At 43.9% G+C, this 24,247-nt stretch carries 16 protein-coding genes; 6 read left to right on the top strand and 10 right to left on the bottom strand.

The window, feature by feature from the left end; translation table 11 throughout:
* Positions 1-90: 90 nt before the first annotated feature.
* Positions 91-1,935: a glutamine--fructose-6-phosphate transaminase (isomerizing) gene (glmS, locus tag ABYU67_RS08380; protein ID WP_372844547.1), complete on the top strand. Its 1,845-nt coding sequence runs from the start codon at positions 91-93 to the stop codon at positions 1,933-1,935.
* Between the two features lie 257 nt (positions 1,936-2,192).
* On the opposite strand, the gene ABYU67_RS08375 is transcribed toward glmS, so the two are convergent.
* The 4 genes from ABYU67_RS08375 to recG form a co-directional block, all read right to left on the bottom strand.
* Complete coding sequence (locus ABYU67_RS08375; RefSeq protein WP_372844546.1) at positions 2,193-3,194, bottom strand: NAD(P)-dependent alcohol dehydrogenase; 1,002 nt, start codon at positions 3,192-3,194, stop codon at positions 2,193-2,195.
* A gap of 356 nt (positions 3,195-3,550) precedes the next feature.
* Entirely contained in the window at positions 3,551-6,655 is a 3,105-nt protein-coding gene (locus ABYU67_RS08370; protein ID WP_372844545.1) for an efflux RND transporter permease subunit, read from the bottom strand.
* A complete protein-coding gene (locus ABYU67_RS08365; protein ID WP_372844544.1) occupies positions 6,652-7,953 on the bottom strand; it encodes an efflux RND transporter periplasmic adaptor subunit in 1,302 nt (433 codons plus the stop codon). Before ABYU67_RS08365 ends, ABYU67_RS08370 begins: the two co-directional genes overlap by 4 nt.
* A 321-nt stretch (positions 7,954-8,274) precedes the next feature.
* Positions 8,275-10,578 carry an ATP-dependent DNA helicase RecG gene (gene recG, locus ABYU67_RS08360; protein WP_372844543.1) on the bottom strand — a complete coding sequence of 768 codons (2,304 nt, stop codon included), beginning with the start codon at positions 10,576-10,578 and terminating at the stop codon, positions 8,275-8,277.
* A gap of 283 nt (positions 10,579-10,861) precedes the next feature.
* On the opposite strand from recG, the gene ABYU67_RS08355 reads away from it, so the two are divergent.
* The gene (locus ABYU67_RS08355) at positions 10,862-11,884 is read left to right on the top strand and encodes a patatin-like phospholipase family protein (RefSeq protein ID WP_372844542.1); all 1,023 of its coding nucleotides are present in this window, start codon (positions 10,862-10,864) and stop codon (positions 11,882-11,884) included.
* A gap of 141 nt (positions 11,885-12,025) precedes the next feature.
* Here the strand turns inward: ABYU67_RS08355 and ABYU67_RS08350 are convergent, their stop codons facing one another.
* Positions 12,026-12,613, bottom strand: a complete 588-nt coding sequence (locus ABYU67_RS08350; protein WP_372844541.1) for a hypothetical protein — start codon at positions 12,611-12,613, stop codon at positions 12,026-12,028.
* A 401-nt stretch (positions 12,614-13,014) separates the two neighbouring features.
* Here ABYU67_RS08350 and argA point away from each other — a divergent pair, with 401 nt between their 5' ends.
* Positions 13,015-14,337, top strand: coding sequence for an amino-acid N-acetyltransferase (argA, locus tag ABYU67_RS08345; protein WP_372844540.1), 1,323 nt, complete (start codon positions 13,015-13,017; stop codon positions 14,335-14,337).
* 133 nt (positions 14,338-14,470) lie between these two features.
* Here argA and ABYU67_RS08340 read toward each other — a convergent pair whose 3' ends face one another.
* On the bottom strand, positions 14,471-15,202 hold the full coding sequence (locus ABYU67_RS08340) for an FKBP-type peptidyl-prolyl cis-trans isomerase (protein WP_372844539.1): 732 nt from the start codon (positions 15,200-15,202) through the stop codon (positions 14,471-14,473).
* A gap of 440 nt (positions 15,203-15,642) precedes the next feature.
* Between ABYU67_RS08340 and ABYU67_RS08335 the strand changes: the two genes are divergently transcribed.
* Entirely contained in the window at positions 15,643-17,406 is a 1,764-nt protein-coding gene (locus tag ABYU67_RS08335; protein WP_372844538.1) for a mechanosensitive ion channel, read from the top strand.
* A 177-nt stretch (positions 17,407-17,583) separates the two neighbouring features.
* Here the strand turns inward: ABYU67_RS08335 and ABYU67_RS08330 are convergent, their stop codons facing one another.
* A complete protein-coding gene (locus tag ABYU67_RS08330; protein WP_372844537.1) occupies positions 17,584-18,894 on the bottom strand; it encodes a hypothetical protein in 1,311 nt (436 codons plus the stop codon).
* A gap of 293 nt (positions 18,895-19,187) precedes the next feature.
* Here ABYU67_RS08330 and ABYU67_RS08325 point away from each other — a divergent pair, with 293 nt between their 5' ends.
* Positions 19,188-20,000 carry an SDR family NAD(P)-dependent oxidoreductase gene (locus tag ABYU67_RS08325; protein ID WP_372844536.1) on the top strand — a complete coding sequence of 271 codons (813 nt, stop codon included), beginning with the start codon at positions 19,188-19,190 and terminating at the stop codon, positions 19,998-20,000.
* Between the two features lie 127 nt (positions 20,001-20,127).
* Here the strand turns inward: ABYU67_RS08325 and ABYU67_RS08320 are convergent, their stop codons facing one another.
* The 3 genes from ABYU67_RS08320 to ABYU67_RS08310 all read right to left on the bottom strand — a co-directional run bounded on the left by ABYU67_RS08320 (position 20,128) and on the right by ABYU67_RS08310 (position 23,617).
* The gene (locus ABYU67_RS08320) at positions 20,128-20,823 is read right to left on the bottom strand and encodes a lysophospholipid acyltransferase family protein (protein WP_372844562.1); all 696 of its coding nucleotides are present in this window, start codon (positions 20,821-20,823) and stop codon (positions 20,128-20,130) included.
* A 143-nt stretch (positions 20,824-20,966) separates the two neighbouring features.
* Positions 20,967-22,853 carry a DNA topoisomerase IV subunit B gene (gene parE / locus ABYU67_RS08315; protein WP_372844535.1) on the bottom strand — a complete coding sequence of 629 codons (1,887 nt, stop codon included), beginning with the start codon at positions 22,851-22,853 and terminating at the stop codon, positions 20,967-20,969.
* Positions 22,854-22,963: 110 nt separating this feature from the next.
* Positions 22,964-23,617, bottom strand: a complete 654-nt coding sequence (locus tag ABYU67_RS08310) for a YqiA/YcfP family alpha/beta fold hydrolase (RefSeq protein WP_372844534.1) — start codon at positions 23,615-23,617, stop codon at positions 22,964-22,966.
* 187 nt (positions 23,618-23,804) lie between these two features.
* On the opposite strand from ABYU67_RS08310, the gene ABYU67_RS08305 reads away from it, so the two are divergent.
* Positions 23,805-24,065 carry a DUF1289 domain-containing protein gene (locus ABYU67_RS08305; protein WP_372844533.1) on the top strand — a complete coding sequence of 87 codons (261 nt, stop codon included), beginning with the start codon at positions 23,805-23,807 and terminating at the stop codon, positions 24,063-24,065.
* Positions 24,066-24,247: the final 182 nt, after the last annotated feature.

The raw sequence follows: 24,247 nt of genomic DNA, 5'->3' as shown, positions 1-24,247 counted from the left end.
GGTTAAGCATCGCCACGTATCAAAACATTGTCACGTATTAAAATATTGTCATATATCACAAGATAAGAACATCGAATTTAAGGAATCATTATGTGTGGAATCGTTGGAGCAGTGGCTGAGCGTAATATCGCCAATATCTTACTTGAGGGACTTAAGCGCCTAGAATATAGAGGCTACGACTCTGCTGGTCTGACTGTCATTCGTAATGGCGAGCTGCATCGTGAGCGCCAAGTGGGTAAAGTTCAGGCGTTGGTCGATGCTGTGGCAGTCAATCCTGAATTTTTCGATGGTGATATCGGTATCGCTCATACGCGCTGGGCGACGCATGGCGAACCTGCACAGCGCAATGCCCATCCGCACGTATCAGGCAAAATCGCGGTGGTACATAATGGTATCGTTGAAAACTACGCCGAGCTAAAAGAAGATTTGATTGCCAAAGGGTACGAGTTTACCTCGCAAACCGATACCGAAGTCGTCGCGCATCTTATTAACGATATTTATAAAGTAACGCCTGATCTATTAACCGCTGTTCGTGCTGTCATTCCCTTATTGCATGGCGCCTTTGCTCTTGGTGTTGTCCATGTCGATTGTCCAGAAGAGCTGATTACAGTACGTTTAGGCTCACCTTTAGTCATCGGTGTCGGCATCGGTGAGAACTTTATCGCCTCTGATCAATTGGCGCTTTTGCCAGTGACCAATCGCTTTATGTACCTAGAAGAAGGTGATATTGCTCGATTAACGCGTCATAGTATTCAGGTATATGCTGATGGTGTTGAGGTCAAACGTCAAATACATGAGATTGACGCAGCCCAACATAATGCCGACAAAGGCGAGTTTAAGCATTATATGCTCAAAGAAATCTATGAGCAGCCAGATGCCATCGCTCGTACTCTTGAGATGGCCTTAGCTGGCGATGAGCCAACCAAACTGCGTGATGATTTTTTACAACGTCATGAAGCGCAATTAAAGGGTATTAAGCACGTCCAAGTTATCGCTTGTGGTACCAGCTATCACTCAGGTCTGGTCGCAAAATATTGGTTTGAGAGCCTTATCCGTATCCCTTGTTCAGTAGAAGTCGCCAGTGAATTCCGTTATCGCAATCCAGTCGTTGTTGATAAATCTCTAGTGATTTGTATTTCTCAATCGGGTGAAACTGCGGATACTTTATCTGCATTACGTGATATTCAAAAACAGTCGCCTGTTGGACTAGTTAGCTTGGCATTATGCAATGTGCCAACGTCATCACTGGTACGTGAGACCGATATTTTCTTACCAACGCTTGCAGGTCCTGAGATTGGTGTGGCATCTACTAAAGCCTTTACCACTCAGCTTGCAGCACTGATGCTGTTGTTATTAAAGGTAGGCGTCACGCAACAGCGCATGACCGATGAAGACCTGAGTACACTGCTTGGTCAACTGCAACAATTGCCAGCTCAACTATATGCCAGCTTACAACTTGATGCGCCTATCAAGATCATGAGTGAGCATTTTGAATATAAGAAAAGCTGCTTATTCTTAGGCCGTGGTTTACAGTTCCCAATCGCTCTAGAAGGCGCATTAAAACTAAAAGAGATCTCTTATATTCATGCTGAGGGCTATGCCGCAGGCGAGCTAAAGCACGGGCCACTGGCCTTGGTTGATAAAGACATGCCTATCGTGGTGCTCGCACCAAAAGACAGTATGTTTGATAAACTAAAAGCCAACATGCAAGAAGTCCATGCCCGCCATGGTGAGCTGTTTGTCTTTGCAAGCGAAACCAGTCAAATGGTCGCAGAAGATAGATTGCATGTGGTCTATGTACCAGATGTGTGCGAGACGCTTGCTCCTATCGTCTATAGCGTGCCTGTGCAGCTGCTGTCATACCATGTAGCCGTAATGCGTGGCACAGACGTTGATCAGCCTCGCAACCTCGCAAAATCAGTTACAGTCGAATAATGTTTACTAATTTAATGATACTTATTGTCAGCGAGTAATAAAGTCTCATACTAGACAATTCTATTGACTCAACTATTAGCCCTTGCTGTTGTTTAATACCACAGCAAGGGTTTTTTATGCGCTCAAAAAAAGCAAAAATGGCTTAAAAAAGTAGAGGTACAATACAAAAAAATAGCGATACCTCATTATTTATCATTTGAGGTATCACTACTATGGCTATGCTTAGTTAGCGTTAATAACTTTTAGCCAATAACTTTTTAGTCTCTCTCTAGTACCACTCTATAACGAGCGTTACCGCTTTCTAGGCGCTCAAATGCCTCATTAATCTCAGACATCTTATAGGTTTCAGTCACTGGCTGAATATTATGTCGAGCGGCAAAATCTAACATTTTTCGCAGGGTTGACGGTGAGCCAACTGGTGAGCCTGACAGACTGTTTTGAGACATAATCATTGGCGCCGCTGATATCTCTAACGGCGCTTCTAACAGTCCGACAAAGTGCAGCTTACCTTTTGGTCTTAGCGTCTTGATCACCACATCCCAGTTCATATCGACGTTCACTGTTGATATGATTAAATCAAAAGAGCCAGCAGCTTTTTCAATCTCACTATCCTCTCTTGAATTTAATGAGTGATGAGCGCCCATCTCTTTTGCCTCTTCCAATTTTGATTCACTGGTAAATGCCGTCACCTCACAGCCCCACGCATTGGCAAACTGAAGCGCTAGATGACCTAAACCGCCGATACCGATAACAGCTACTCTTGAGGTCGGCGTGATGTCATACTGTATAAGTGGATTAAACACCGTAACACCGCCACATAACAGTGGCCCTACCGCATTAAAATCAAGCCCTTCAGGTATTTTGATGACGCTTGTATCTTTTGCGCGTACCTTATCTGCAAAACCGCCATGGTTACCAATGATCGTCCCTTCTTGCTCAGGGCATAGATTGTGGTCGCCACCGATACATAGATCACAAACGTTGCAATATCCCTTATGCCAGCCAAGTCCGACTTTATCGCCAAGCTCTAAGTGCTTGACGTGTTTTCCCTTTGCAAGCACTTTACCTGCGACCTCATGTCCGCCTACAAACGGATATTGGGTCACCCCCCATTCGTTTTGCCACATGGATAGATCGCTATGGCAGACACCGCAGCTATGTACTTCGATTTCTACTTCATGATCCCCTAACGTACCAGGATCATATTGATAAGGCACAAACTCGCCCCCTTTTTCCTTTGCTGCATAGGCATTAATCATAGTTATTCCTTGTTTTGTAGCATGAGTAGCAACTGGCTTATAGTTTTAGTCCTCATTAAAACACCAAAAGCATGAAAATACCGCTATAAACCGTTTCTTTGATAAATTTAACTGAATCGACTATAACAAAGACTTGCTTAACCAAACCACTAAACTTACCAGTTTCAGACTAAGGTCATACAAAGAACCATAATGAAAGTCTATTAATTTGGTAACTTATTTCTCAATAACTCCTTACAACTCTTTGATCTTATAATAGCTTGAATGAATCCAGCAACTAATATCTTATATGTAAAAAGCTCAAACTATATCTACCTATAGTTTGAGCTTTTGTGTCATTTACTAACATTCATATATTAGAGCTGCTGCTTTTTCTCAATCACCCTATCTGTCTTATCAGTTGCAGCAAACCACTTAGCAAACCAGCCTGACAAATCATCCATCAAGGTATAAACCACCGGAATAACAACGAGGCTTAATAAGGTTGAGGTGACCAAACCGCCCAGTACCGCAGCGGCCATCGGTCGACGAAACGTCGGGTCGGCATCACCCCAACCAAAGACCAATGGCAACATGCCTGCCCCCATTGCAATGGTGGTCATAATAATCGGACGAGCACGCTTACGACAAGCGTCGATAATTGCCTCAAAACGTGCAAAGCCGCGCCGCTGCGCAATCAGAGCATAATCGACCAATAAGATCGAATTTTTGGTCGCAATGCCCATCAGCATAATAAAACCAATCATCGACGGCATAGAAAGGCTACTATTGGTAATTACCAAGCCGACAAAGGCACCACCGATAGACAGTGGCAATGCCATCAGAATGGTAAAGGGCTGTAAGATACGCCCAAATAATAATATAAGCACACCTAAAATACAGACCACGCCGACCGACATCGCAATCACAAAGCCGCTAAATAACTCGGCCATATTTTCTGCTTGTCCTTGATCGATAATAGTAATAGAGGCTGGCAGCTGCTGCATACTGGGTATGCTTTTGACCGCTTGTACCAAATCACCAAGCTCGCCATTGGCAGGCTGGACGGTGATACTAATCGCCCGCTCACGATCAAGGCGACTGATTTGCGCAGGTCCAGTACCAAAATCGAGCGCCGCCACCTCACCGACACGTACGCCTTGTCCCGCTGGTAGCGCACTTGGGACATATAAGCCTTCGAGTTGGCTGATGTTTTGCTTGGCAATATCTGGCAAGCGCACGACAATGGGTATCTGCCGCGTATCCAAATTCAGCTTGGACAAACGCTGCTCATAGTCACCGACAGTCGCCACACGTAAGGTCGTAGCGATATCCTGCGTCGTCACCCCTTTATCTGCCATCGCGAGCCTATTTGGTGTGACGGTCAACTCCTGACGCGGCAGGCTGCGATCACTGGTGACAGCGCCAGCACTTGGTAACTCACGGATCTCTGACATCATCTGCTGTACGGTTTGCTCAAGCAGCTGCGGGTCGGTGCCGGTCAAGGAAAAATTATAACCTGTCTCACCGCCACTCGATAACCCAACTGTAAAGCGGGCACCGGGTACTTCTGATAATATGCTACTAATCTTACGCTCAATCTCTTGCTTAGAGCCACGTTCTGCTCTTGGCGCAAGGACGATATCTAGGCCTGCTATATTTTCAGCCTTACCGCCAGAGCCAGCTTCCATCTCCGCCTGCGCCTCACCTACCGAGGTAAAGATATCGGTCACTTCAGGCATGGCCAAAATACGCTCACTCGCCAGCGCGGCAACTCGCTCGGTATCTGCTAACGCCACATCGGGTGTCAGCTCAATCGCCACCCGTGTCTGGTCAATATCATTATCTGGTATAAAAGAGGTAGGTAATAATTTTACCAGCGCAAGTGACGCCACAAATAGTATTAACGTCGCTCCCATCGTCAGCCAGCGATGATGCAGTGTCCATGAGACTACTTTTAGGTACCAATCCATCAGCGCGCTTTGTTTTTCAACGTGCTTTTTTTCTGGTTTCAATATATAAGCCGCCATCATCGGAGTGATGAGGCGCGCCACCATTAACGATGCAAATATGGATAATGCTGCTGTCCAGCCAAACTGGCGGAAAAACTGCCCAACGATACCGCCCATAAAGGCCGTCGGTAAAAATACTGCAATAAGAGTAAAAGTGGTCGCAACAACTGCTAAGCCAATCTCGTCAGCGGCTTCCATTGCCGCTTCATAAGGGGTCTTACCCATACGTAAATGGCGAATAATATTTTCAACTTCTACAATGGCATCATCGACCAGTACACCAATGACCAAAGAGAGGGCTAATAAGGAGATAATATTAAGACTAAAGCCGAATAAGTACATACCTAAAAACGTCGGTATGACGGACAATGGCAATGCCACCGCCGCTACAAAGGTGGCGCGGATATTACGCAGGAATAAGAACACCACAACTACAGCTAGCAAACCACCTTCTATTAACATCCGTAACGACGCTTGATAATCTTCAGCAATAGGTGTTGCTCGATCATAAACCTTTTCAATACTGATATTACCGACATCGGCTGATAGCTTGGCAAGCTCAGCGTCAACCAGCTCCATGACTTCGACTTCACTGGCACCGCGTGAACGGGTAATATTAAAGGCAACCACCGTTTGCCCATCAAGCTTGGCAATCGAGCTTGGATCAGCGGCGCCATCGGTGATTTGTGCCATACGCCCAAGCGCTTGCGTACCACCCGTAGGGACGGCTATTTGTAAATTATTTAACTCACTTGAGCGCTCAACCGCCCCCAGTACACGAATGGTCTGCGTGGTTTTGCCAACTTCCGCTTCACCGCCTGAGCTGTCTTGTTGAATGCCGGTAATTTGATTGGATAACTGAGTGATAGAAAGCTTGAGACCACTCAAGGTAATAGGATCAGCGGCAACCGTAATCTCGCGCTGCAAACCACCGATACGGCTGACCGTACTGACTCCGGGTATATCAGATAAGCGCTTGGTAACGGTATCATCGACGAACCAAGATAAATCCTCCACGTTCATGTTTTCAGCAGCGACAGAGTAGGTGACGACGGGAAATCCTGACGTTGAGACCTTGGTAATGATAGGATCATTGGCTGCAGCAGGCAGATCGCCCCGAACCTCACCGACTGCTGAGCGTACATCATCAACCGCTTCTTGGATGTCTTTTTCTAAGACGAACTCGGCGACCATAGTAGCGGCGCCCGTCTGTAGAGTGGTACGTATATGCTTGACACCCTCAATACTGGTAAGCTTATTTTCTACCTTTTTTGCAATATCGTTTTCAAGCTGTGATGGCGCAGCGCCCGGTAAGGTCACCGTTACTACCACTGCTGGCAGGTCAATATCAGGGAACTGCTGCACCTTCATTTGCATAAAGCCGTAGATACCGCCTAAGGTCAGCAGTACAAACAGCAAGATAGCTACTAATGGATTTTTAATCGAATAAGCAGAGACATTTAAACTCATGAGCGCGCCTGCTTATCAGCTTGCTTACTTGTTTGGTTGCCTGCTGTATTCAGAGTGTCAACCACACGTACCAAGTCACCGTCATTTAAGAAGCTACCGCCTTGCTTCACCAGTCGGCTCTCAGCTGGGAGTGGCTCTATGAGTGTCACACTATCACCAAAGCGCTCGCCAAGGGTTACACGTTGTTGTTTGATACGACCTATACTTTGCCCGTCCTTAGTACTGATATCGGTCACTAGCATTACATAGTCGTAGCCGTCATGGCTAACGATGGCGCTATTAGGTATGGTTTGGGCACTGACGCTACCCAATAAAAACTCGCCCGTCTGATACATGCCTGCTCTCACTTTTGGGTTAGCCGTCAGGCTGGCATAGATGGTGATTTGGCGATTATTATCGGCGGTTGGGGCGATACGGCTGACCTGCCCCATGACAGAATCGCCGCCTGGTAGTCTCACTTTTACTGGTGTACCCACATTGACCTCGCCGATAAGCTTAGGATCGATATCCGCGCGCCACTCTAAAACACCGCCTTTAATAATGGTAAATAATGGCTCGCCGCCAGCAACCATACCGACTTCAGCCATCTTTTCACTGATGACACCGCTAACGGGTGCCACCACGTTAGCGTTATTGACACTCAAGCGCTGCGTATTCAGCCGTGCTCTAGAGGCTTGCAGTGACGCCTGCGCCTGTAGTTTAGCCGTCCGATAGCGGTCAGCTTCTTGTTTACTGATGGCATCAATATCAATCAGCGGCAAAACACGAGCGGCATCGGCAGTGGCATTGGCAAGCGTCGCTTCTGCTTCAGCAACATCCGCCTCAGCTTGCAAGACTTGCTGCTCCATCGCATCGGTATCAAAGATAGCCAGTATTTGACCAGCTTTAACACGCTGACCTTCTTCGACCAATATGCGCTCAATCGCAACGCCGTTTACTTTGGCACTGACATTGGCGATGTCTTTGGCATTGATGGTGCCATCAGCGCTTAGGGTATTGCCAATATTATCTTGGCTTGGCGATACCGTTTCAACCGACAAGACCGTTTGCGCGCTACTAGCCTCGTTTGGATTGGCGCTAGTATTTTGCACACTGTCAACAGCTGGCGACTTATTGCTCACTGCTTTATCATCGCCCCAGTATTTGCCAACCAAAACGCCGATAACCAGTACAATTGCCAATACGGGCAACAACCATAAAGGAAATTTTGCTGCTTGTTTGTTCGCTAGGGTCTCTGACTGTCGGTATGGTGGTAGCTCAGATTCAACTGGCAGCTTGTTGTCTTCAACATCGCTCATGATAACTCTCTGTCAATACAGGCAATAATAAGGATATATAATATGAGAAAAATAATAGGTAAAAATAGGCAAGCATTGCGTCAAACAAGCGCCTTTATATGATAAAGACGCTGTTTTGACTACAATAGTCTGTAAATTTATTGAGGATAGCATATATTAAGTTGTCATCTGATTTATATATATAATGTCTTATGTTCGTAAACTTAAGACACTATGAAAACTTGATGGCAAAAAACTTCAGGACAAAAAACTTTTTATAGCAGGTGTTATGGATGGGAAGCTGAGGCAGGTCTGTATTTTTTTTGATTTAACTCGTTTTTATCAAGCGTTGGTATAGCGACTGGCTTCTGGCATCCAGCGGTGAATAAGCTGACTGACGTCCGCTTTACGGGCAGGATCTGCAATCAGATGCTTTGCCAAACGCTGGGCAATGGCAAATAACTGCTCATCCCGTATCAGATCGGCCAAATAATAACCGACGTTACCCGTTTGACGTTTGCCTAACAGCTCACCCGGACCACGCAGCTCTAAATCTTTTTGGGCAATGACAAAACCATCGGTACTATCTCGCAGTACATTTAAGCGCTCTATACCGGTCTCCGACAACGGCTTTTGATACAGCAGCACACAATAGCTTTTAGTTGAACCGCGTCCAACACGCCCGCGCAATTGGTGCAATTGCGATAGACCCAAGCGCTCTGCATTTTCAATCACCATTAACGACGCATTGGGTACATCGACACCCACTTCGATCACTGTGGTAGCTATTAATAAATCAAGCTGTCCTGCTTTAAACGCTTGCATGATGGCTTGTTTATCAGCGCCTTTCATTTTGCCATGTACTAAGCCAATGCGGATATCTAAGCGCTCACTCAAATCTTCATAAGTCGCCTCAGCCGCTTGCGCATCAAGTACACTCGACTCTTCTACCAGCGAGCACACCCAATATGCCTGCCTGCCCGCTGCACAATTCACCGCAATACGTTCAATCACATCATCACGGCGGTTTCGGTCAATTGTAACTGTCGTAATCGGTGTACGACCAGGTGGTAATTCATTAATAATGGAGGTATCCATATCACCATAAACACTCATCGCGAGCGTACGCGGAATAGGCGTTGCAGTCATAATCAGCTGATGCGGTGTGCTACTTGCGACGCCTTTATTGGTCAGTGCCATACGCTGCTCAACACCAAAGCGATGCTGCTCATCGATAATCACTAATCCCAACTTGGCAAACTGCACCTGCTCTTGGAATAATGCATGCGTACCAACGACCACTTGTACAGTATTCTCACTCACCGCCTCTAACGCTTCACGGCGCTGCTTCGCCGTTTGCTTACCAGCAAGCCAGCCAACGCCAATCCCTAGCGGCTCAAACCAGTTTTTAAAATTGAGCAAATGCTGTTCTGCTAAGATCTCAGTCGGTGCCATCACCGCCACTTGCCAGCCACTATCTAGTGCATAACCCGCCGCGCCTGCCGCAACCAATGTTTTGCCTGCGCCGACATCGCCTTGTACCAATCTGAGCATGGGTATTGAAGTCGCCATATCAGCGGTAATATCTCTCATGACTCTTTTTTGCGCGCCAGTTAAATCAAACGGCAAGTCTGCAAACAGTTTATCTGCCAATGGACTTTGCGTCGTACATTTAGGCGCTTTATACTGATGCAGCTGTTGACGTCGATATAATAGGCTGAGCTGATGGGCGGTCAGCTCTTCAATAATGAGTCGCTGACAAGCGGCATGGGTACGAGCGCTTAATTGGGATAATAAATGATATTGTTGACCAGCATCAGTATAAGTAGGCGGCGTATGCAGCAATACCAAGGCTTCAAATATGGTTAAGTTATAGACATTATTATTAGCACTACTAACAGCGACTGTATTGGTACTAATAATGCTCTCACTAGGATCAAAACTGTTGTCAGGCACACTACGCGCAAGTGTGGAAAAGATATCTTCTGGATAATATGGCTCAGTTTTCAGTGTTTTAACAGGCTCAAGGGGCACTAATGGCAAATCAGCAACGACTGCAAAATCCTCAGGCGTAAATAAAGTCATTGGCAGACCCTGACTACGAACCGTCTGCAATGCAAGCTTGATTAACGTGCGCAGTTTATTTTGATGTAATCCTTTAACACTTGGATAAATAGGCTGTAAACCGGTATTTACTACTGTCTCCTGACTGCTAATAATTTGATATTCAGGATGGTGTATCTGCTTACCATAACGACTCACCTTTACTTCGCCAAATAGCTGCAAATGCGCGCCGACACTCATTGTTTGTGCAAGGCCACGATAGACCTTAAAAAAACGTAGTGATATCGTACCAGTACCATCATCTACAATCACCATCATACCGCTGCGACTGGTATCGACGTGCACGACGCGACCCGTAATCATGGCAGCCTGCCCATGAGCCACATCGCCTATCGACACCAAGCGACTGCGGTCTTCATAGTCGCGCGGCAGATGGAGCAGCAAATCAAAGATACGGGCAATACCCAACTGGGTCAACTGCTCTGCTACTTTTGGACCAACGCCTGCCAGCGCCGTCACCGGCATATCAAGTGCCGAAACGTCTAATAGATGAGGTGCAGCAGGGTTAATCGATATGGACATCAAGAATCCTAATGATATTAATATAAGTTTTATAGGGTCAACTGTCTGATTTTAAAATCTCTAGTGACTTACAAGCTGTTTTATAATGGGCTACTGATCCATACTCTATAAAACACTCAAGTATCATGATATCTGACCACTCAATGACTTATGCTAAGCTATTTAGTCATATGTCGTCTAGCCGATTTCTGAATAAGCAACCAATTAGTAGGATCCAGAGGCTATCAGTTGGTCATTGATTCTCTACTAATATTTGCTATTAAGATTTATTATAAGGTTTTCTATGTCCTACTCTTCTATTTGCTACCCCTCTAGACATTCTTTACTATCACTTCGCCTAAGCTTTCTCGCTCTATTTGCTTTGCTGTTGAGTGCTTGTAATAGTTTGACACCTGTTGCGCCAACAGTGGTACAGCTAACACAAAAACCTACAGTGGCTTTGGTATTAGGTGGTGGCGGTGCCAAAGGTTTTGCTCATGTAGGCGTCATCAAAACCTTAGAAGAGAATGGAATCACACCAACGCTGATAGTCGGCACCAGTGTCGGCAGTTTGGTTGGTAGCTTATATGCCAGTGGTTATACTGCAAAAGAGCTTGAGCGCTTGGCAATGACCACCACAGATGATCAATTGACAGACTTTACCTTATCTAACCAAGGTTTTATTGAAGGTATTAAGCTCAAAAACTTTATCAATGCAAAAGTACAAAAACAGGTTATAGAAGATTTTCCCATCTCCTTTGCCGCGGTTGCTGCTGAAAAAAATACGCTAAAAAAGACCGTTTTTAGCACGGGCGATGCGGGGCTTGCCGTTCAAGCATCCTGTAGTGTGCCTAATCTCTTTATCGCACCGCGCATCCCTGAAAAAGTTGGCAAAAAGTATATCGATGGTGGCGTGGTCAGCTTAGTGCCTGTTGATAGCGCCCGTGAGTTGGGTGCCGATATCGTTATCGCCGTAGATGTAACTGCAGCTAACGCTAATCCGTCAGCTGTCAATCAAAAAGCAACCAGCCCTTCATTAATCAGCTTTTGGGGCTTTCTTGAAAACAGTGTCATTACTAACAATGTCATCGCCAATGCAGCTCATAATACAAAAGCATCTCCGGTGAGCCCTAGCGCTGCATCCATGCGCCGTGAACGTGATCGTGCTGATATTGTGATTATCCCAAATGTGGGTCATATCAGCTCATTAGATACCAGCCAGCGTAGCGCTTTAATTGCTGCAGGCTCGCAAGCCACCACCGCTCAGATCAGTGCCATTAAGCAACTGATCAACGAACAATCTAAGAGTAAGCGGACAGGGCCTTGATAGATTGCTGACCAGCATATTAAAGAATACTGCTAATCACCGCTATAAAGAAGTAACCATAAAAAAAGCACCACAGTGATTGCTGTGGTGCTTTTTTATTGATGCAGATATCAATGTATACAATATATACAGTGCATAAACTTATTTAACACGGGCACGGTATTTCACTGCAACTGTGTCATTAAGACCAACGCCTTCTAAATCCCAGCGCACAGCTTTATAGAATTTTAGCGGAATCTCTTGCAACTGATTGTCAATTTTTCCACGTAACGGCATACGGGCAAAGGTATTGCCATCTGCACTACCATAAGGGAAATCAGGAGAAACAGCACGTAGTAATTCTACTTGTTCAGGAATGCTCATCGTCACGGTCATTTTACGAACCCGATCCGCATTGGTATTGGTAAAATACCCTTGATACTCTAAGACATTGCCCGACTGCAAACGCGTATTTGCATTCACAGGAACCAGTATCTCTTTACCATTGGCATCAACACTAATCAACGACGCTGTAATTTTACTGTTAACCGCTTGCGCATTTGACTGACTGTTTTGATTAACATTTGATTGAACTGCTACTGAATTGTTAACGGCTTGTTCTGGTGTGGGCAACATGGCTGATGCTTGCGTGACAGCCATAACACCAACAAGTGTTCCGGCGACTACATGAAACAAGCGGTGTCCAGTCCATGCACTGAATGGGTTGGCAAAATGGTTACTTTTCTTCATGACATTCATTATCCCTAGTTGATATATCGGTAAAACAAAGCTGGTAAAAACTAATAGTTTAAAGAATAGGACAATAAGCAGCTTACCACTATATATGGCCCTACTTAGCCATGTTAAGGGGTAAACCTTATTATTTTTATCAATTATCTGCGTAAGCCAACGGTAAAGCAATAGCGCCTAGCATAACAAAAAGCATTTATACGTACATTAACCCTGTGTTGAGGTTGTGTATATCATAAATCTGTTGCAAAGACTCTTTAATGCTAATGATTAACGCTACTGAAATAAAAGATAGCTCATAACGGCGTTTTTTGCTATGGTAAATCTTTAGTGACCCTTTAACGACAGGCATCTTCTGTCACGCCCTTTTTCTTATTCTAACGACTACTATTGCTCCCATTATGACTACTAGCGCTATGCCCCAGATTAACCCTGAATACGTTCATTGGTTCCGTAATTCCGCCCCCTATATCAACACTCATCGCGGCAAAACGTTCGTGATTATGTTTGGTGGTGAAGCGGTCAATCATCCAAACTTTAGCACCTTGATTCATGACTTTGCATTATTGCACAGCTTGGGTATCAAGCTGGTATTGGTGCATGGGGCGCGACCACAGATTGAAAAGAACCTCAAAGAGGCAGATATTGAATCGCCTCTGCATCAAGATATTCGAATTACACCGCGCGCCGCAATGCCATCTATACTACAAGCGGTTGGTGCCATTCGCTTGCAGATTGAGGCGCAGCTATCAATGGGGCTTGCCAACTCCCCTATGTATGGCTCACGTATCGATGCGGTGTCGGGTAATTTTGTCACTGCGCGTCCTTATGGTATCCGTGATGGCATCGATTACCAAATGACTGGTGAAGTACGCTCTATTGATGTCGAGGCGATTAAAAACAACTTATTGCACGATCATATTGTGATATTAGGCTCGATGGGCTATTCAGCAACTGGTGAGGTGTTCAACTTACTTGCAGAAGACGTGGCGCTTAGTACAGCCGTAACGCTTGGCGCCGATAAGCTGATTTTCTTAGGTGAAGAAGCCGGTATCAATCACAATGACCGTTTGTTACGTGAAATGATTCCAAATGAGGTCGATCGCTTCTTGCGTGACCGTGATTTAAACTGTGAGATTAATTACTTCTTAAGCTGTGCCAGTAATGCGTGCCGTCAAGGGGTTCATCGCACCCACATTATCTCTTATGCCAAAAATGGTGCGTTACTTGAAGAGTTATTTACCCGTGATGGTTCTGGCACCTTGATTAGCCATGATCCTTACGAAGAGATTCGCCGCGCGGATATTGACGATGTGGTGGGGCTAATTGAGCTATTATCACCGCTAGAGGAGCAAGGTATCTTGGTCAGTCGCTCACGCGAACGCTTGGAGCAAGAGATTGATCACTATAGCGTCATCGAGCGCGATGGTATGATTTTAGGCTGCGCAGCGCTTTATCCACTTGATACAGAATCAGCCGAAGTTGCCTGCGTCGCCGTACATCCTGATTATCGTAGCGGTAGCCGCGGCGCTGATTTACTGGCCTTTTTAGAGCAACAAGCACGCAGCCATGGTCTACATAAGTTATTTGTATTGACCACTCGTACGGCGCATTGGTTCGTTGAACAAGGGTTTGCTGAAGTAGAAGCGAGCGCCTTACCTGAAGCGCGGCGCGAGAAGTATCATAATGGTCGTAATTCTAAAGTATTCCAAAAGAGTCTCTAAATAATGACTCGTGAACTTTGAAAGCCTAACTGCTATCGCTTTTGCAATAATTCACAAAAAAAGCCCTCTTAATGTAAGAGGGCTTTTTTGACATCCGTTATAGCCATACTAAATAAGTATGACCTGATATTAATTATTTTACTTTTAGCAGCTCAACCGTGAAGATTAGCGTGCTGTTAGGCTCGATACCAGCATTACCCGCCTCGCCATAAGCGATATCAGATGGGATATAAAACTCGTATTTACCGCCCTCTTTCATCAACTGTAGACCTTCAGTCCAGCCAGCGATTACTTGGTTCAATGGGAATTCAATTGGCTCACCGCGCTCATATGAGCTATCGAATACCGTACCATCAATCAATTTACCTTCATAGTTGACTTCAACCACGTCTGTCGCTTTTGGCGATTTACCCGTACCTGCAGTCACCACTTTATATTGGAGACCAGAAGCAGTGGTTTTCACGCCCGCTTTTTTACCATTTTCTGCTAAAAACGCGGCACCTTTAGTTTTGTTTTCGCCTGCTTTAGATTCCATATCTTTCACAAACTTCTCTTCTTGCTCTTTTTGGTAAGCCATTAGCACTTCTTGCATTTGCTCTTCTGTTAATGCCGCTTTTTTGCCTTCATAGCCATCACGGAAACCTTTTTCAAACGTATCAAGGTTCAAATCCCCAACCGCTTCTTTATTGCCCTCTGCCATCATATAGCCCAAGCTATAACCTACTTTTTCATTGGCTGGGCTTTTTTCAGTCACTGAAACGCTTTTGGCCGCCGTTTCTTTATTGCCATTGTTGGCGTTACAGCCGGTAACTAATAACATAGCACTAGCAAGGGCGCTGATGCTTAGGGTAGTGATTTTTTTCATAAAATGCTCTCAAATTGTAATAATAGTGGCGAGATGTCACATCCCTCTATAATAGCAAATCTTAGTTTTGCCTGCTATGACTCCCTCAAAATTATCGGTCAAATGTACAGTCTATGTTAATATTTGCCGCAAAAATAACAACTTATCACACAAATATAGTAAGACGTTAAGCTTTCTATCTTTAAATCGCTGATGACATAAGTTAATCTAAACTGATTAAGGAAAGAAATAACAAAAGGTAATTTTTTTTAACAATGACTGCCGTTTGTTAATGACTCATTTCTTATAACCGTTTTTTATCAAAGCATTAAAATCAAATTTTCAAAGCAACTTAACTAAAAATACTAATAAATAGGTGTGTGTTTGTCTCAGATGAAACGCTTGAGTTCAAGTCATTTTATTGTCGTATAGCAGACACATGATCATTAGAGGAGGACAGGATGAATCCAATGTTTACATCGTTCAACGGTTATCTGGGTGGCCCTATCGGCTCCATCATTGGCGCTATTCTTATTTTTATCATTGGTTGGCTTGTCGCCTTGGGCATTGCTGCTCTAGTGCGCGGCGTGCTGTCTAAAATCAATCTCAATCAACGTATGAACTCTTCAACGGGTAAAAGCTATGACTTAGAAGGCATCATCTCTAAGATTGTTTTTTGGTTTATTTTTATTATCGCGATTTCTGGCGCGTTAAGTCAGTTAAACCTAAACTCTATTTCAGCCCCATTTGCCAATATGGTAAATCAGGTCCTTACCTTTATCCCTAATCTTATCGCTGCCATCGCAGTTGGTGTGATTGGTTGGGTGGTTGCAACAGTTGCACGTACCGCTATCAATGCCGCACTTTCAAAGACCTCAATGGATGAGCGTTTGAGTGCAAAAGCGGGTGTAAAACCTATGAGCAGCATGATTGCTGATATGGTTTATTGGTTCATCCTGCTTGTGGTATTGACCATGGTATTAGGTCAACTAGAGCTTGATGGCTTGTTTGCCCCATTGACCAATATGGTCGATAAAATCTTCAGTTTCATTCCTAATATTCTGATTGCTGCTGTGGTATTTGTAGTAGGTTACATCATCGCCAAAGTGGTACGTGGTATCGTAACCAACTTGGTTTCTACATTTGATGTACAAAAGCTTGCAACCAAAGCTGGTTTAAGCGAACAAAACAGCTTGCCTAATATTGCTGGTTCTTTAGCGTTTTTAGTAGTGATTATTCCAACAATTATTGCCGCGTTAAATGCCTTACAAATTGATGTAATCGCTCGTCCTGCTACCAACATGTTAAATAAAATCATGGAAGCGCTGCCAAATATCTTTATGGCAATCGCTATCTTGGTTGTAACCTTCTATGTTGTACGTATGGTTGCAAACATCATCAAAGGGTTGCTTGAAAATACACAAATTAATCAGTTGCCTGCCAAAGTTGGTTTAGAGCAAACCATGGGCGATAAAAAGGTTTCTGATTTAGTTGGCTATGCCATCGTATTTTTTGCGATGTTATTTGCCTCTATCGCTGCTGCTGATTTATTAGGTTTTGAGCCTATCTCAGCCATCATCGCGATGTTTATTGCATTCGGTGCCAATATCATTTTAGGCGCAATTATTCTATTCATCGGTTTTTGGCTTGCCAATATCATCGCTGGTGTCGTTGAGCGCTCTGAGCAAGGTTCACAGTTCTTAGCAAATATCGTGCGCGTTTTGATCATGGGCTTGGTACTTGCCATGGGTCTAAAAGCGATGGGTATTGCCGACTCTATTGTTAACCTAGCATTTGGCTTGACCTTAGGTGCCGTTGCTGTGGCATTTGCTCTCTCATTTGGTCTAGGCGGTCAAGAAGCAGCAGCACGTTTCTTACGCAAAATGCAGGATAAAATGGACAGAGAACGTGACGAAGCAAAAGCAAAATCTGCTTTGACACCACAGTCATCGACCCAAGATAAAGTTGCAGCTTCAGTACGTGACAATACGCCGAGTACCGCTGCTACATCAGGTGCACCGCGTACTTCTACTACTACCCCTACCGTCAGTACAGAGTCTGATACGTTTGGTAGCAGCACTACTCAAGCAGATAATAGTCCCATCACACCTAACAACCTAAGTTCTAGCACTAGCTCTAACAGTGATGTGAATTCTTCTACAGTAGATATCAATCATATCGCAACTGATGACAGTGATATTGATGGTCCTAATAATCTAAAATAATTCATCGTTATTTGTGTAATAAAAAAGACAGCTTAGGCTGTCTTTTTTATGCTCAGTGCTCAATGCTCATGTCTTCCAAGACAGAATATTTCAGATGAAATGCCATCAAGAAAGGTAATCGTACTTATAATAGATGATTAGAGTCAGGTTTTTTCTTACTACTTACAGCCATTTAATTCAGCTATGCTGATTACCTTGCTGCAATTGCTGAATTTTCTTAGTCAGTTGACGCTCTCGCTGAGTCATTGGATCAACGGGCTGAATCCATAAATCAATATCTATAAAAGTCTCTTCAGCTTCTACTATAAAATCTATACCCAATACAATAATATGATGAAGCTCTGCTATTGGCAATCGTGTCGCCACATCTAAGGCGATTTTCGCTAAATTTGGGCCTATAGCCGACTTACTGTGTGACCCTTTCGCCTCTTGCCCATAAAATATTAGGACATAGTGTCGTCCTAAACACTGATAAGAATGTTGATGCACAACATAGCCTTGCTGCTGCAACTGTTTCGCTTGCTTGGGATACTTATATAAAGTGCGAATTAACTCATGACGCGAAAATAAGGACTCATCTAATATCTGCTGTTGCCAATGGGAATATGCTACTTCACTAGACTTATCGGGCAACTGCTTTTTATCAAGAACGGCAGCTGTTTTATGAGCTGTCTCTAACATCTGCTGGCTAAGCTGAGACCATAAGGCAGCAGCCTGCGCCATATGTTGCTGATACATCTGCTTAGTTGGACTATTGGTTTTTTGCGCCAGCGACATCGCTATTAATGCCGAGCTAGGTTCATTTTGTAAGCCATATTTGATCAGCGCATTATCTATCGCAATAGCAGGTGCAAAGAAGTCAGCATCATTTAGAAATTCAGTAGTAATATCATTTTCAGAGTTTGTTTTATGATTTTTCTCTGTATGTTCTAAACGATAGTGTAAAAATCGCCAAAGCTCACACGGTGTTTGTAATTTATTTAAATCAATATACCAGTCATGCCAGCTGAATATTTGCATGGGTTGAACATGGGTACTCATATCAACGAGCGAATCCTCTATTGATGCGCTGCGTGCAAAACTCTGGGCTAGGCGTTGAAAACGATCTTTTTCGTAGGATATATTATGATTATCATCTGTATTAAGTTGATTTTGGATATCTAACACCAAGACGTCAATACTGGATAACTGATTGTTTATAGCTTTAAGCAGATGAGTGTTTCGCCATATATTGACCGCATTCAAAACGCTCTTACCTAGTGCCTCAATATCCATTGGTAGCATGTCATCTTTTGAATATACCACCACTTCTACTAAGTTAAGTTTGCCTAATGATAGCTGGTATTGAGAATATCGCGCTTGATAGTGGCTATCAATCGTTGGCATATCTGGCAAGCTTATCTTTAAGACATCTGCGTGCAAATAACCAGCCATTTCATTCATAAGAGAGCTTTCATCAGACAGTATCGACGTCGAATTGTTGGGCACAGGCATCACCTTTTGTCTAAAAAAACATACTATTATAAGCGGCGAGAATGATATACAGCGGATAAATATAATATCAGCTGCACGGTGATTTAATAAAAAATAAACTACATAATAGCAATTATACACGGTCGCTTTCAGTACAGTGACTTGTTATGATGATATAAAAGCGGCATAACTTGCGTATTGAAGAATCAATTCATGCGCATGTGAGCTTACAATATAATTGACCCATTCATTTATCAAATGACTCTTTTATCAAATGATTCTCTGGTGATAACAAGGACTTGCCCATCATGAAACGCTTCAAAGAGAAAACCGTTGTTGTAACAGGCGCCGACTCGCATATTGGTCGTGCAACCGCCATTCGTTTTGCAAATGAAGGGGCTAACGTCATACTTGTCGGAAGCTCGACTGACACCTTAAATCAAATCACTGAAGGGTTTCCCCAAGACCGTACATGGATTCATACTGATAACTTTTTAACCATTGCCTGTGATATCGGTGTCAAAAGCCAAGTACAAGAGATGATAAAAACAGTCATCAATAAGTTTGAAAGAATCGATATATTGGTGAATAACGCTGCACAAACCTCACAAAGCGAAAGCGATGATTTATCTACAGAACAGACGCATTCGGCTGTTGATGACTATTTAAGCGAAACCTTATATGTCTGTCAAACAGCGATGCCGCACCTAATACAAAGTAAAGGGAGTATCATTAACGTCCCTTCATTTGCAGCGTGCAGTAGCGAGCAGAGTGCAGCGACTTATGATGCTGCTACCTCCGGCATCACTGATTTAACCCGTACATTGGCGTCGGCACACAGTGCAGATGGCGTACGCGTTAATGCCGTAAATCCAAGCGTCACTCAGTCCGATATATCGGATGCGATTCAAAACACCGACATTCAAAATACTGATATAACAGACCTTCAAGCAAACATAGATGAGTCGTCAGATAATAGTGCATTAGGGCGCTGTGCTACGCCAAGCGATATTGCCGCGGTGATTACCTTCTTAGCAAGCGATGATGCTGCCATGATTACCGGTACCAATTTGCCTGTCGATGGCGGCGTAAGCACGGCCAACCGTCAGCCACCTTTATAATATAAGCAGTTTGATTTTGGTAAAACCCTGATACGTCACAGCTAAAAATTTATCAGCGCAAATAAAAAATCCCTGATATATCGTATCAGGGATTTTTTATACCTATTGTCAGCTACTACTCAAACAGCTAATCCGCTGAGTTATTAACATCTTGTAGCGGCTGCGATAAACGCTCAGGATGTCTTGGTATCACGCCTTGATATTGGGCATAGATTTTTGGCAAGTCAGCTTCGATATCTCCACTAGGATAAACCAGAGGCATAAAGCGTATCTCTTTGGTATTGTAATCCATTGCCACTGGCAAGATTGGTACACCAGCACCCACTGCTAAATAATAAAAGCCTGACTTCCAGTTTTTAGTGTACTGCCGTGTCCCTTCTGGCGACAAACCCAAAAATAATGGCGCACCTGTTTTAAATTTATCAATACTCGCTTGTAATACTGAGCCTTTATTAAGCCGATCAATCGGAACAATGCCTATCCAATGCAGCAACTGTGCAAGGACTGGCACCTTAAACAAAGTGTGTTTGCCCATAATGCTGATTTTTAAATCGAGCGCAAACAAACTGGGTATCGCATATACACCATCGACATTTGATGTATGCGGCAGCGCTAGCACCACCGCCTGTGGAATATTCGGAATCTCACCAACGGTACGCCAACCTGCCGCTTTTAACAATGCAGATGCAATCACTGGCGCAATCTTGTTGCCGCGTCTAGGAACCAAATGACCAAGCTGGTTTTTATTGAGACTTGGTAATATTTTAGAGCGCGGCAGCTTGGCGCTATTAACAGTAGAGCGGTTGAACAGTTTTGATGTCATAGATGTCATAACGGCACCATGTAGTAGAAGATATTCATATAATACCATTAAGCTGGTATCACGAATCCTCATTTTGCATGCTTTTGTTATGTTATAGCTTACTCAATTGTGCTTGTGACTAATGCTAATTATTTTAAAAACAGCTATGAGATATCAGCTAGGTTGCCTTTATCTTCGAGCCATATCTTACGATCAGCAGCACGTTTTTTGGCGAGCAGCATATCCATGACACTGTTGGTGAGTACCATGTCATCCATATCCAATTGAACCAAACGCCGAGTATCGCGATTCATGGTTGTTTCACGCAGCTGCTCAGCACTCATCTCGCCCAAGCCTTTAAAACGTGTGATTTGCGCTTTTTTATTGCCCGCTACATTGGCTAAAATATGCTGAAGCTCAATCTCATCTAACGCATAATGCACTTCTTTAGCCACATCAACACGATAAAGTGGCGGCATGGCAACAAATAAATGACCAGCATCGACTAAGGCCGGGAAATGCTTCACAAAGAGAGCGCAAATCAGCGTAGCAATATGCAGTCCATCAGAGTCCGCATCCGCTAAAATACACACCTTGTCATAACGCAGCTCAGATAAATCATCAGATGCTGGATCAACACCAATAGCAATGGCAATATCGTGAATTTCTTGGCTTGAGAGCACCGTATCTGAGGACACTTCCCAAGTATTTAAAATCTTCCCACGCAAAGGCAATATCGCTTGGTAATGGCGGTCACGTGCTTGCTTGGCACTACCACCCGCAGAATCACCTTCTACCAAAAACAGCTCCGCGCCATCACGCAAATCACCGCGGCAGTCTGCTAATTTACCGGGCAACGCCGGTCCTTGCGTGATTTTCTTACGAGCGACTTTTTTGGCAGATTTTAGACGACGACCCGCTTTATTAATAGCGAGCTCTGCAATCTGCGCGCCCATATCCGCATGTTGGTTTAACCAAAGACTAAAGGCGTCTTTTGCCAGCGTTTGCACTGCACCAGCCGCTTCACGGCTTGATAGACGCTCTTTGGTTTGACCTGAAAACTGCGGCTCAGAGAATTTTAGCGACAGGATATAGTTCACCCCATCCCATACATCTTCTGCGGTAAGCTTAACACTACGAGGCAGTAGGTTATGAATATCACAAAACTCACGTAAGGCTTCTAAAATACCGGTACGCAAACCATTAACATGCGTACCACCTTGCGCAGTCGGAATCAGGTTGACATAGCTTTCTTGAATTGGTGTGCCGCCATCAGGTAACCAAGATAACGCAAAAGTAATGGCAGCACGTTCGCCTTTTTTGGCATCGTAATGATAATAAAAAGGCTCAGGCGGCAGTGTTTCAAGGCCATCTAGCTGCTCGCTCAAATACTCAACAACACCATCAGTAAACTGCCAAACCACTTTTTCATTACTGATATCGTCAACGAACTCAATGGTTAATCCAGCTGCCAAAACCGCTTTGGCTTTTAAATTGTGCTTGAGCTGTTTTACATTAAATTTGGGGGTATCGAAAAAACTACCATCTGCCCAAAAATGTACCTTTGTCCCTCGTTTGCGTTTATTTGAGCTGACGGTTTCAGTTAACGGTGTTACTGCAGCACCGTTCTCAAACGCCATCTCAAACTGTGTGCTATCACGCCATACCGTCACTTCAACGCGCGTCGACAGCGCATTGACGACAGAGATACCGACACCATGTAAACCGCCTGATACTTCATAATTAGAGGTCGAAAATTTACCACCAGCATGCAAACGGGTCAAAATCAGCTCAATACCTGATTGATTAAACTCGGGGTGAATATCGGTTGGCATACCGCGACCGTCATCTTCAACTGATAATGATCCATCACTATGCAGCTGAACTTTGATGGTTTTAGCATAACCGCCCAATGCTTCATCGACTGAGTTATCGATCACTTCTTGCGCCAAATGGTTGGGGCGCGTGGTATCGGTATACATACCTGGACGACGACGGACAGGCTCAAGCCCTTCTAAAACTTCTAATGATTGCGCATTATATTGACTCACAAATGCATCCTTAACTGTTCACATGCGATTAATTCTATTGAACCATTATAACGAAAAATAGCGAGGTTAAGGTCAATACTCCATCCCTCACGTCATATAATGTCGTCTTATTAAAGCCGTATTAACTCTTGTAGCATATCTATCGCTATGGGCAACTGTGTATCAAAGTCGCTAAATCTATGATCGCCACCTGCTTGCATGATAACCGTAGCGCCTTGCTGCTGATAAAATGCTTTAGCCAGCTCAGGATTTAATAACTCATCACCTTCTTTGATAAATACCACAATTTTTTTAGGATAATGAATATCTACTAACTGATTTTCAGCAAACCATTGTAAGTCTGATGGCGTAATACGCCAGCCGCCCGCTGTCGTATGCAAGACATTACTATAAGGTGAGCTATCGCCACCTTCTTGAATGGATACTAAGGTGTCAGCAAAACGCTGTAGCGTTATATGAGGCTGAGTACTAGGATTTAATAATAGCGCAGGACAGCCTGTATAATTACTGATTAAAGTAGAAAAATAGCCACCCAATGAGCTACCGACCAATACGGTCTCGCAGCAGTCATTTCTTGCATCTTTATTCTTATCTAAGCCTTTTATCAATAACAACAGCTGCTCACATACTTGCGCAGGCGATTTATTCAGATCAGGACGTAATACATTGATATTAGGGTGATACTGGTGGCAATAATCTTCTAACAGTCTGCCTTTGGTAGAGTTAGCGTCACTGTCCAGCCCATGAATATAAATAACGTTCACGTATAATCTCACTTATTAATTTTGTTATGATTGCTGTATATGGAGAATGAGAACTCAGCATAACATTGAGTTAATAAAAACGGTAAAAATAAAACCGCACATTATTATTCAGTATTTAAGGCATAGTGGTATTTTAAAAGAAAATTAGACAAGTTAATGGAATAACAGAAATAGCGATGGAGCCGCCATGAATCAACAGTTTGAACTGTTCGAGATTGCCAATCCATGCATTGGTGTCTGTCAAAGCAATAAGAAAGGCTATTGTTTTGGATGCCTGCGCAGTCGAACTGAGCGCCAGCGATGGCATGATATGACGACAGAGCAGCGTCGCGAGGTATTACGTTTGGTCTCTGGGCGTAAACTGCGTATAGAGCAAATGAGACAGCGTAAAGGTGAACAATTAGGGTTTAATTTTGAAGAAATAATAGAAGCGGGTAAGCTTTTCTAAAAGCTCATGATAATGCCCTACTAAGATACTTATCCTATAATAAAAAACCATCATTTCTTAAGACAAACATCCCCACCCGTCAGACAAAGAAAACCCCCTTAGCAACTAAGCTAAGGGGGTTTTACTTTAGAATAGAGAGCTGACGATGACCTACTCTCACATGGGCGAACCACACTACCATT

Origin of the sequence: Psychrobacter sp. (genome assembly GCF_041554015.1) — a bacterium.
Taxonomy (GTDB): Bacteria; Pseudomonadota; Gammaproteobacteria; order Pseudomonadales; family Moraxellaceae; genus Psychrobacter.
Note: the sequence above shows the minus strand (reverse complement) of the source record. Positions and strands in the feature narration are given on the sequence as shown.